Annotated in this window: 9 protein-coding genes; 5 read left to right on the top strand and 4 right to left on the bottom strand. The window is 36.9% G+C overall.

All coding sequences use genetic code 11. The features are described from left to right. Positions 1-2 precede the first annotated feature (2 nt). Positions 3-218 (bottom strand): hypothetical protein, encoded by a 216-nt coding sequence (locus B9Y84_RS03065; RefSeq protein WP_085515621.1) that lies wholly within the window; start codon positions 216-218, stop codon positions 3-5. Positions 219-347: 129 nt separating this feature from the next. Beyond that, positions 348-1,298 carry a DUF429 domain-containing protein gene (locus B9Y84_RS03060; protein ID WP_085515620.1) on the bottom strand — a complete coding sequence of 317 codons (951 nt, stop codon included), beginning with the start codon at positions 1,296-1,298 and terminating at the stop codon, positions 348-350. A 1,042-nt stretch (positions 1,299-2,340) separates the two neighbouring features. On the opposite strand from B9Y84_RS03060, the gene B9Y84_RS03055 reads away from it, so the two are divergent. The 4 genes from B9Y84_RS03055 (at position 2,341) to B9Y84_RS03040 (ending at position 6,395) form a co-directional block, all read left to right on the top strand. After that, positions 2,341-3,327 carry an AraC family transcriptional regulator gene (locus B9Y84_RS03055; protein WP_085515619.1) on the top strand — a complete coding sequence of 329 codons (987 nt, stop codon included), beginning with the start codon at positions 2,341-2,343 and terminating at the stop codon, positions 3,325-3,327. Positions 3,328-3,598: 271 nt separating this feature from the next. Then, positions 3,599-4,015 carry a hypothetical protein gene (locus tag B9Y84_RS03050; protein WP_085515618.1) on the top strand — a complete coding sequence of 139 codons (417 nt, stop codon included), beginning with the start codon at positions 3,599-3,601 and terminating at the stop codon, positions 4,013-4,015. A gap of 305 nt (positions 4,016-4,320) precedes the next feature. After that, positions 4,321-5,175, top strand: coding sequence for a T9SS type B sorting domain-containing protein (locus B9Y84_RS03045; protein ID WP_085515617.1), 855 nt, complete (start codon positions 4,321-4,323; stop codon positions 5,173-5,175). A 380-nt stretch (positions 5,176-5,555) separates the two neighbouring features. Then, positions 5,556-6,395 carry an NmrA family NAD(P)-binding protein gene (locus tag B9Y84_RS03040; protein WP_085515616.1) on the top strand — a complete coding sequence of 280 codons (840 nt, stop codon included), beginning with the start codon at positions 5,556-5,558 and terminating at the stop codon, positions 6,393-6,395. A 251-nt stretch (positions 6,396-6,646) separates the two neighbouring features. On the opposite strand, the gene B9Y84_RS20530 is transcribed toward B9Y84_RS03040, so the two are convergent. Next, positions 6,647-6,796 (bottom strand): hypothetical protein, encoded by a 150-nt coding sequence (locus B9Y84_RS20530; protein ID WP_176223689.1) that lies wholly within the window; start codon positions 6,794-6,796, stop codon positions 6,647-6,649. Between the two features lie 241 nt (positions 6,797-7,037). Here B9Y84_RS20530 and B9Y84_RS03030 point away from each other — a divergent pair, with 241 nt between their 5' ends. Continuing rightward, positions 7,038-9,128: an OmpA family protein gene (locus B9Y84_RS03030; protein WP_085515614.1), complete on the top strand. Its 2,091-nt coding sequence runs from the start codon at positions 7,038-7,040 to the stop codon at positions 9,126-9,128. A gap of 49 nt (positions 9,129-9,177) precedes the next feature. On the opposite strand, the gene B9Y84_RS03025 is transcribed toward B9Y84_RS03030, so the two are convergent. After that, on the bottom strand, positions 9,178-10,422 hold the full coding sequence (locus B9Y84_RS03025) for a serine hydrolase domain-containing protein (protein ID WP_085515613.1): 1,245 nt from the start codon (positions 10,420-10,422) through the stop codon (positions 9,178-9,180). Between the last annotated feature and the right edge of the window lie 302 nt (positions 10,423-10,724).

The following is a 10,724-nucleotide window of genomic DNA, read 5'->3' as shown; positions in this document are numbered from 1 at the left end:
AATTAGATTATTGCGGTTTTCGTCCCTTTCTTGGTTGAAAGCCATAGATCAAATTCTTCTTTGTTTAGCCCATGACATTTAATATCTATCTCATGTTTAATCCTATTCGCATAATCAGGAAGATAGGGTTCTTCATAGGTGATAATACTAATACTGCCAAATGAGGCTTGATTTTTCCATTCATCTGCATAGTCTAAAAAGGGGTCATCTTTTTTCATGTTCATCTCGTTTTGAGCAAAACTACTTCAAAAACTATTGATGAAATAACCAGTTGTGTTAAGAATGAATTTCTTAGAATTTGATACCAACGACTCAAAATGCCCTCATATGCTTGATCAAAGTTGAATTTAGATTTGCTTAGCCAAGGAGTTTAACTTACCAGGACCAATAATATGGCCATCGGATTTTTTTTCTGGGTCCTGCCAAACATGAAAGTTATTGGCCGAATAACTAACAGCTGAAGCCAAACAGAGACAGGAATCTACAACATCGTCTAACATTTTACCTGACCGAAAGCCTTTATCCGTCTTCCATGCCTTATCCTTAATCATCCAATCAATCGTGTTGTCTACTACCTTATTCCATGAATTCCCTATTCCGCTAAAAGGAGCTACATCAGCCAATACATGATGTACCTTGTCTTTGACTTCTTCTTCCGAAAGCGGTTCCTTTTCCTTTTTTTTATAAGCTTTTACCTGTGCGCTCTTCTTATCCTTGTAACCTCCGGAGCGCTTTGTAAACCAAATTACCTCCGCGGGAAAGCACTCAATTACCAACTTGTCTGAATTGCTATGCTGCTCGTCCCAAATAGAGAAGCCAACTGATTCTAAATGTGTCAGAAGATTTTTAACTCTTGGTGCAAGGGGTGCGCCTGCTTGTATTCTAAACATCCAGCCAGCGATATCCTTTTGGCCTTTATCGGTGCACTTTCTCTTTTTACTAAGATGGTTTTCGCATGCCCTTCTTTTAATGGATCCTTTTGTGACTCTTGCTTTCCTTTCTCCTAATTCGTTTTCAGTTGTCTGTAAAGGAGCATCAATAGCAAATATTACTTTGGAGCAATCTGAATGGTCCTCAAGCAATTCATCGATTGATTTTGATAACAATTGTGCAGTAGGATCTCTATCTTTATTCGAGTCTTTATCATGAAGTGAGACCCTTATTGGTTCGTTAAATTGGACAGAGTTTGCTTTTGGATCATGAATGAGTGACACCAAACAATCATATTTCGAAGCCTTATTATTTTTGGAACCTCCAAACCAAGCAATATCTAATCCTATGCATAGTACTTTATCCATCTTCAACTGTCTTTTAATGATTTACTACTTATAAATAGACTTATATAACTTGATTATAAGTAGAATAGATTTTTAAAATCAAGAAACCGAATATAAATATTATATGCTTACAGTATTGTCATTGTAGCGGAAAATTGTTCAAAATTATATGTATTCCAGAGGTTTAAATGCTTGCAAAGCAAAAGTAGTAAAAACTACTTTACAAGATACAAAAGAATCTAAGAGAATACTTTGTAGATGGCAAGCTTGAAATTGCAATTGGTTAAAATTAAAAAAGACGACTATACTCATATAAGTTCAGCCGTCTACAAACTTTGATTTGTCTCTATTCCATATTATAGTAAAAATCTAATTTCTACAACCACTCTTCTCACAAGTTATTTTGTTTCTTGTGTACACCCATTGGCTAGGATATTCTTTAATACTAGTACTACATCCAGTGGTTCCACTTTTTGTTTCTTTATGTATTTCTTTGGTAAGGGTATGTTTTACAGGCATGATCTTATAGGTTTTAGTTGATATTTTACTATATCTAATGTAGAATTATAAGTTTAGATAGAAAAGTAGGTTTAGATGAAGGAACTAAAGCCTTAGATGGAGAGACAAATTTGCCCGATAAAAATAGACTAAATGGTGATTGTTGCCGTAAATGAGAAAGGATATTTTGATTTAGCCTATTAACTCCATAACGTAATAAAGGCACTCAATTAATTAATAAAATATCATTATGGTAAAAGTGCTATTTCAAATTTTGATTTAATTGATAAGATAATTGAGCCATTAAAAGGAGTCAGTGGCCCTCTTCAAGTAAGAATCCTAGAATACGTATCACAAGAACACTCAGTCGTTTTCATTGGATACTATATCGCAAAATCTAAGAAATTAGCTAGATAGAAATTCAGGGAACTTTTAATAAGTACGAACATAGATGTCGTCCAGTTTAAAGGTCTGGAGTCTTACATACCTTAACATTTAAGCACATTTTCAAGTTAATATTAGGTGAAAATATTGTATTATTGTTGTGTTTAATGGATAGCACAAGATGTATTTTGTTAGTTACAGCATTTATAAAAAAGCAAGGAATTTAGCTGAAGCGCAGGGAGACCCATATGAAATCATAAAACGGCATGAAGAAAGCCGAGAAATACAGAGCAATGCAAAATACATTCCAGCCAGCCTTTTATATGACTTATATGAGTGGTGTTTTGATAATCTTGATGACAATTTTAGTGTCATGCAAGGTACACAAATGACAGCTGACGATTATGGTACTTTAGGCTTATCCTGGAAAACTTGTTGGAAGGCTCGGGAAGTACTTGACCGTACTTTGCGATTTATGACTTTAATTACAGACCAGGGATCACTGGAGATTTCAGATAGAGATAATCTTACCGTGCTAAAGCTTGTCAGAGATACTAGCCGAAAAGGCCATGAAATAGGTAATGAAGTAGGGTTTGTTGTGTTTAATAAAATTTTAAATGAAGTAACTGATAAGGAAATACGTCCTGTTTCAGTGCATTTTAAGCATAAGGTTAGCTCTTTAGGCTCTTTGAAAGAGTACTTTGAATGCCCAGTTTATTCGGAAGACAAATCGAACCTCATAGTCTTTAAGGCTGAGGATTTAAATATGCCCACTGTTAAAGCGGATAGAAGTATTAATCATTTTTTAACGGAAAGAATGAATGAAGAATTATCTAACATTCAAACTAATTCAGATCAAATGCTTAAAGACCTTCATCAGCTTTTGAAGGATGCATTGCCAAGCGGAGTGCCGAGTGTTGTTCAAGCTGCAGATCACTTAGGGATGAGTACAAGGACTTTAAACCGAAGACTTTCGAAGAGAGGGCTGACCTTTCGAGCTTTTTTACAAGATATTCAGAAATCTACTTCCCAAACCTTATTAAAAAACACTCCGCAGTCAATAGGCGAAGTGGCCTTTCAGGTGGGTTTTTCCGAACAAAGTGCATTTAATAGAGCCTTTAAAAGGTGGACGGGAGTAACGCCAATCGAATACAGAAAGCAGGTGTAGATAGTTTTTCCAGGCACTTTTTTGAAGCAATAATTTTGTACTCAATAAACTTCTTAAGTACAAGCTGAGTTCGATTCTTACTTATGTTTCAGAACGCCTATAAATAGTGTTTTAATGAATAGAGCCTGTAAAATTTCTTCATTTAAATAGCGCTTGGCTTAAACTGTCAAATGATCGTCATTTAAGGTCAAGAAGGATACCTTTTTATTCCTCATTTTTGGTTCATAATGTGACACGGTACTATTACTTCAACACTTTAAATAGAATCATCATGAAGAAAATAATAGGTTTTGATCAAGCTGTAAGGGTCATTCTATTTATGGTTTGTACTCTCATTCTATTTCATGCTTCCATTTTAATTGGAATCCTGGGATTTGACTATGCTCCTATCGATTTGTTGTGGGGTGGTAAAATGCAAACGAGGCAGCAATTGTTAAATTTTGAAATAGCCTCCCTGGCCGCAGTAGTTCTTATCCTATTGCTTGTATTAATTCGAGCTAAAAAAGTCAATTTCAGCAAATTGATAGGCTTTAGCAAGATCGCCATGTGGCTTCTTTTTGTCATGTTTATGCTGAATACTGTGGGGAATATTATAGCTCCTAGCAATTTTGAAAAGGTTTTTGCCATTGTGACAGCTGCCTTATCCGTCTTGTTTTTACGCCTTGCAATTGAAAAAAGTGAAGTTTAAGCTAATCATGTGATATAAGCACGAAGACTTAAACACAAGAATTTGAGTCAAATCCAATTATCAAGAAATAGTGTCCTTAATTCAGAACTATACATAAAGTAAACACATCACTATTTAATCCTTAGCTAGCCATGAATAGAAGAATTCTTGCGGTGACCTTACTGCTAACTTTAATTATCCTGACCGGAACTGGTTTAATCATGTATTTTACACCCTTCCAGAAACGAATAGCATCAATACATACTGTATTCGCGCTATTATTTATGCTTGCCATTCTCTTTCATATGGTAAACAATAAATTACCAATGAAAAATTACCTAATTGGAAAAAGACTAGCAAGATTCAAGAAGTTTCAAGTACCCCTAATCATACTGGTAATCGTATTATTGACCACAGGCTTGTATCATGAAGTGCCGGTACTCAATTCATTATATTCATATGGGAATGCACTAAGAAATCAGCAAGCTGGAAAATCTGAAGAAAACTTTAATTATCAAATTATTGAAGTTGATAAGGCTCTTGGTAACCATCGAATCAGTGTGGAATTAAAAAAGGGAGCGGCCTTTCAGTATCCTTTATTCGCCATTTGGGCTGAAGATACACTTGGTAATTATATTGAAACATTATATATCTCCCGGGTGATTGCTTCAAGTACTTTTGATTATGGCGTTAAGGAAGGTGATGAATGGAAAGCTTCTACTAAAAGACGCCCTGAAGCACTACCTCGATGGTCCCACCAGAGAGGTATTCTAGCAAGTGATGGTTTGTATGTACCAATTGATAATCCGATTGATCTCGATGGAGTGTCGGGAGCAACTCCCACCAGTAATTTTATTGTGAATGTGAAAAGTGATATGAATAGTCACTCAGATTTTAAAATTTTTCTCGAAGTCAATCAATCATACGACTGGAATAATTATTACAGTAAAGACAAATTCCCTAATGATAAAATCTATTCAGGTGATGGAAAAGTAGGGCAACCCTCCTTGGTATATGAAGCAATAGTAAATCAGGAAGAATTAATTAGTAAATCACATAAAATCATGAAGTTGATTGGTCATGGTCATCATTCAGGGAAGGATGGGACTTTATATAAAGATTTGTCCCAGATTACCACCGCAAAAAATATTATAGACCGGATCATATTAACTATAGAATGATCAAATTGGCCCTTACATTTAGCCTTTTAAATAGGGTGGTTATTCCTTTCTTTGAGCGCTTTTGCAAGCCGTACTTTCAAGGCTTATTGACATATTACAAACAATATGGAAATGTAGATTATGCAACAATATATCTAAATAATAGGATAGCAATCTAAAAGGATTTCAAACCCATGAAATAGTTAATAATATAGTATTGGCCTAATTAACCAAGTAGTTGTCGCAGCCAGTCAATTTTAGCCTTTCCAAATCTGTGATCTTTACACGATGAACAAAACGAAATACATAATACGCCTACCAAAACCAGCGATTTTGGTGATAGGTATTTTAGTCGCTTTTGTAATTGTAATTATCATTTTCAAATCAGAAAATTTATTAATATGAAACAAAAAATTTTAGTAATTGGTGGCACTGGTAAAACCGGGAGAAGAGTCGTTAAAAACCTTAAGGAACTAGGACATAAAGTCAGAGTGGGATCAAGAAACGGTAATCCTGCATTTGATTGGGACGATCCTTCAACTTATGCTGCTGCATTAAAAGATATGGATAGAGCCTACATTGTATATTATCCAGACTTGGCTGTTCCTGGCGCCAAGGAGGCTATTAAAAAATTAACTGACGCAGCATTTATAGAAGGACTTGAAAAGGTAGTCTTGCTTTCGGGAAAGGGTGAATCTGAAGCAGAAGCATGTGAACAGATAGTAGCGGATTCCGGTTTGAACTATTCTTTGGTAAGAGCATCTTGGTTTAACCAGAATTTCAGTGATGGGGCATTTCGTGATTTTGTAATGTCTGGCGTAGTCGCTTTGCCAATGCCTGATGCAGAAATTCCGTTTGTGGACGTGAATGATATTGCCGATGTGGTGACCAAAGTACTACTAGATGAGCATTATAACAGCCAAACAATAACCGTTACGGGCCCGAAAAAAAGAACTTTTAAAGAAGTAGTGGAAATCTTAGCTAAAGGATTAGGACGGGAAATTCAATATCAACCCATCTCAATTGAAGAGTTTAAGGAGGGAATGACTGCTGCTGGCTTACCTTCTTCCTACGTCTGGCTATTCGGATACCTCTTCAAAGAAGTGCTTACTAATCCTGCTAATCAAACTGTATCCCATGATGTTGAGAAGATACTCGGACGCAAACCCATAGATTTTGAAGAGTATGTAGATTATACTGCTAAGACACCTGTATGGAAAACAGAAGCTAAGACTCTATAATCTAAAGGCAAGGGTAAGTAGCTTTGCGGAATGAATCACAGAGCTACTTACATTAGATTCCAGAGGTTTAAATGCTTAAAAAGCAAAAGTAGTAAAAGCTACTTTACCTGATACAAAAGAGTCCAAGAGAACCCTTTGCGCTTGGGAGAATTGAAACTGTATTTGATCAAAATAAAAAAGATGATTTTAATCATTAAATTTAAACCGTCTAATTACTTTGATTTGTTTCTAATCCATAATAAAGTAGAAATCTAATTCCTACAGCCAATCTTCTCACAGGTAATTTTGTTCCTTGTATACACCCATTGGCTAGGACGGTCTTTCAAACTAGTACCACATCCAGTGGTTCCTCTTTTCGTTTCTTTATGTATTTCTTTGGTAAGGGTATGTTTTACAGGCATGATCTTATAGGTTTTAGTTGATATTTTACTATATCTAATGTAGAATTTTAAGTTTAAATAGAAAAATAGCTTTAGATGAAGAGATTGAAACCTTAGATGGAAAGTCAATTTTTTGGGATAAGCAGAGAACAAAATTTTGAACACTTTCAGTAAATCGATTTTGTATTTCCCTTTGCTGTCCATTTGGATTTATTACACGCATTCTATTAGTTTAGCGCGCTAATTGAACTCAAATAAACTTATGAAGTACTTTTTGCTGCTATTTTTATGCTGCACTTCTCCCCTTTTCTTGTCTGCGCAAACCCACTATTTGATGCAGGAAGATTTTACATCTCCCTCTTATACATGGCAGTTTCAGAGTGATAGTAATGCCCAATATCATTATGATGGCCAGCATTTAAGCATCGATAGATCACATCAAACAGATCGATTTGCTACCTATACCCATCTTGCCATTAATCCTAAAACAGACTACAAAATCGAAGCCTTAGTAAAGCAAACGAAAGGTGGAAATACGGGTTCCTACGGCATCCATTGGGGCTCTCATTTTCAAAGCAGATCAACCTTCTCTTTTATCATTAATTCATCAGGAAGCTTTAAGATCTATTCAAGTTGGGGCAAAAGAATCAAGGAATTCACAGCCTGGCGAAAGTCTGCGGCCATTCGAGGGAAGGGCCAAAACAATAAACTGACGATTCATAAGCGAAAGGAAACGATCTTTTTCAGCATTAATGAGAAGGAAGTAGCGGAAATACGAGCTAGTAAGGTCCATTTTCAAGGAGGTAGAATTGGGTTGGTACTAAATGGTGATATTGGCATCAACGTGGATTATTTTCATGTATTACAGGATAAATCTGCCATTAATCAATTAGCAAATCAGCCAGCAATCATCAAAGAAAAACTACCTTACCCGATCAATACCGAGGCAGAGGAATTAATGCCTATTGTCTCTTATGATGGAAAAAGCTTGTACTTTACCCGAAATGAACACGATGAGCAGGCACAAGAAATCTGGAAATCTACATTAGAAGATGAGCAATGGGGAGCTCCGATAAAGTTGGGATTTCCCTTGAATACGCCAGGTCACAATAATGTGATGGGGATTTCAACAGATAATTCCAAACTGATTTTGAGCAATACGTATTCCGAAGATGGCTTAAGCTTGACTCATAATGGCTATTCAATGACGGAATGGCAAGATGACCATTGGTCTATTCCTAAGAAAGTGAAGATATCAAGCTATATCAACTCTTCCAATATCGCTGAAACGAGTCTTTCTGTTACGGGTAAAAGTATGGTGCTATCTTTAAAAACGGGATACAATGAAGGAATGAATGATCTATACCTTTCCAATTACACCTCATATATCCACTCTTGGTCCGGGCCGAGAACCTTAGGGAAAGTAGTCAATAGCTTTGGCAATGAAAGCGCTCCCTTTTTAGCTGCGGATGGGAAAACGCTCTATTTCTCTAGTGAAGGTCATTCGGGTTATGGGGATATGGATATTTTTATGAGCCGCATGTTGGATGATCGAGGATATGAATGGAGCGAGCCCATTAATCTAGGGCCTGAAATTAATACTCCTAAGTGGGACGGCTATTTTAGTATTCCCGCTAAAGGAGATTGGGCATATATGGTTTCGCAAAGCGATGGTGCCGCCCAATTAGATATCTATCGAGTAAAAGTACCTGAAGCGCTAAAACCCGATCCTGTAGTGTTGATAAAAGGGCGAGTATTAGATGCCAACACAAAAAAACCTTTACATGCACAGCTCTATTTTGAATCTTTACCGAAAGGAAGAAGATTGAATGCAGTAAGGTCGAAGGGAACGGATGGAAGCTACCAAATCATTCTACCTTATGGTGAACACTATGGCTATTATACGCAGCTAGAGGGCTATTTGTCGACCCATGACAATATCGATTTGCAGCAAAAAGAGAATTATCAAGAAATTACCCGAGACATCTATTTGAGTCCACTTAGCGAAGGCTCCTTTATTAGTTTAAATAATGTCTATTTTGGGCAAGGGAGCTATGAAATTCTAGAAGCCTCACATCCTGAATTGGACCGATTAATAAGGCTTATGCGATCCTCCGAAACCATGGAAATAGAAATTGGAGGGCATACTGAAAGAAGAGGTTCTGCAAGGCTCAATAAGATCTTATCACAGGATAGAGCGGATGCTGTGAAGGCTTATCTAGTACAAGCAGGCATTGACGAGAAAAGAATTAAAACCAAAGGCTACGGTTCGTCCAAACCTATAACGGATGGTACAACAGAAAAAGAGCGAAAGCAAAATAGAAGGGTGGAATATACTATATTGTCTTTGTAAACTATCCTGCAACTGGATGAACAGCAGTTCTTGAGTTGCAGGATGTTCTTTATTTTCTTATTCTCATCGTCCAAATCGAAATGACCAATATAAATAAATACCCAAAAACTAATAATCCTATCAGGTAAGGTATATTCCGCTGCATCACAACCCTGTCCGCTATACCGGCTTTCCAGAATAGCCATTCATCTGCTATATCGGAGGCGTAGGAGAAATGACCGGTTTCAAGGATGATGATACCAGAACTCGTTTCAACATCCATCCTAACTGCGGCATTTATTGCATCATTTCCGCTTCCATCATGGCCCATGGTCCTTGATTTTCCTAGGGGATGACCGTATAATCTTGGTCCTAGACCGTAAAAAGCATGCCCATTCTTATAGCTTTGAGGGCTTCTCATTTTTTCAATCATGTCTGGAGACAAAACAATAGCCTGCGATTGCATCAGTCCTGTCATAAATTTTGATAGATCATCCAGACTAATCATCAAGCCGGCAGCTGCCTTAGCCGTGAATCTTTTCATAGGGCGAATGGTGCTATCTGTTTTATAGACATCCACCAATCCAATTTCTGTACTGTCGGCTAAAAGGAAACTGGCATTCTTCATTCCTAAAGGTTCAAAAATTTGTGATGCCATAAATTCTTGATAAGACATTTGAGTAACTTCTTCTATTAGCAACTGCAGCAAAGTATAGCTTGCACCAGAGTACATATGAGGTCCGCCCGGCTCATACCCTACTCTGGCCTTACCTTCTGTCCAGCTCCCTGCGTCTGCGGCCTTTTTCAGTGATTCTTCCAGCGTTTGCATTTTTTCATCAGCAGCAAATCCATTGTAGCCTAATTGGTCATCAAATCCTGCAGAATGAGAAAGAAGCCGTCTAATGGTCACTTCATTATTGTCAAACTCAGTTTCGGGTAATTGCCAACGGCTTAAATACTGCTCTACCGGTTTGTCCAGCTCCAATTTTCCTGCTTCTACTAATTTTAATATGCCAACAGCTGTTACCCATTTACTTACAGAGGCTACAGGAAAGGCTGAGTGTTTGTCTATCTTCTCACCATCATGGGAGTAAAAGTAAGTTTTAGTCACCTTTCCCCCTTCAATCATGGCCATGGCCAGATTTCCGACAAATTCAGTTTTTAGGCCGTTTTTTGCGGCATTAAAAAATTCCTCGGAGCTACCAGATGAGTCAAGTGTTCTCAAAAGATACCCATTGATAAAACCAAAGACTACAAAGAGAGTCCAAGCAATAATACAAGCAGTAATAATGGCTGCGTTTTTTAATTTCTTCATTTCGTTTATTTTAATAATTGCTTACTGATTGAGGCAAAGAAATCAATATAAAATGGCTTTCAGGTTCGATTAGACGAAAGTCGAACCCTTTTATTCATAACTATCCAAAATTGAAAAGCTTGATGTGTTAAGGTGCTCTAGATATATTCTTTTGCTTAATAATGAGTCATAAGTTATAAGCCTTAAAATTATCTAGTCATCTAAATCCGTGAGGACTATCCCCTTGAGTGGATTATAGGGGTGTTGCTTGCGAGCTTTAAAGATGTTGATTGTAAAAATTAAAATAGTTATACAGTAGGAAG

The organism is Marivirga sericea (genome assembly GCF_900177665.1).
Taxonomy (GTDB): Bacteria; Bacteroidota; Bacteroidia; order Cytophagales; family Cyclobacteriaceae; genus Marivirga; species Marivirga sericea.
Note: the sequence above shows the minus strand (reverse complement) of the source record. Positions and strands in the feature narration are given on the sequence as shown.

What these genes read in the sequence shown, in the direction of transcription:
- B9Y84_RS03055 (WP_085515619.1), top strand. Translation starts at nt 2,341, where the DNA reads ATGTATTTTGTTAGTTACAGCATTTATAAAAAAGCAAGGAATTTAGCT.
- B9Y84_RS03040 (WP_085515616.1), top strand. Translation starts at nt 5,556, where the DNA reads ATGAAACAAAAAATTTTAGTAATTGGTGGCACTGGTAAAACCGGGAGA.
- B9Y84_RS03030 (WP_085515614.1), top strand. Translation starts at nt 7,038, where the DNA reads ATGAAGTACTTTTTGCTGCTATTTTTATGCTGCACTTCTCCCCTTTTC.
- B9Y84_RS03065 (WP_085515621.1), bottom strand. Translation starts at nt 218, where the DNA reads ATGAAAAAAGATGACCCCTTTTTAGACTATGCAGATGAATGGAAAAAT.
- B9Y84_RS20530 (WP_176223689.1), bottom strand. Translation starts at nt 6,796, where the DNA reads ATGCCTGTAAAACATACCCTTACCAAAGAAATACATAAAGAAACGAAA.
- B9Y84_RS03045 (WP_085515617.1), top strand. Translation starts at nt 4,321, where the DNA reads ATGAAAAATTACCTAATTGGAAAAAGACTAGCAAGATTCAAGAAGTTT.
- B9Y84_RS03060 (WP_085515620.1), bottom strand. Translation starts at nt 1,298, where the DNA reads ATGGATAAAGTACTATGCATAGGATTAGATATTGCTTGGTTTGGAGGT.
- B9Y84_RS03050 (WP_085515618.1), top strand. Translation starts at nt 3,599, where the DNA reads ATGAAGAAAATAATAGGTTTTGATCAAGCTGTAAGGGTCATTCTATTT.
- B9Y84_RS03025 (WP_085515613.1), bottom strand. Translation starts at nt 10,422, where the DNA reads ATGAAGAAATTAAAAAACGCAGCCATTATTACTGCTTGTATTATTGCT.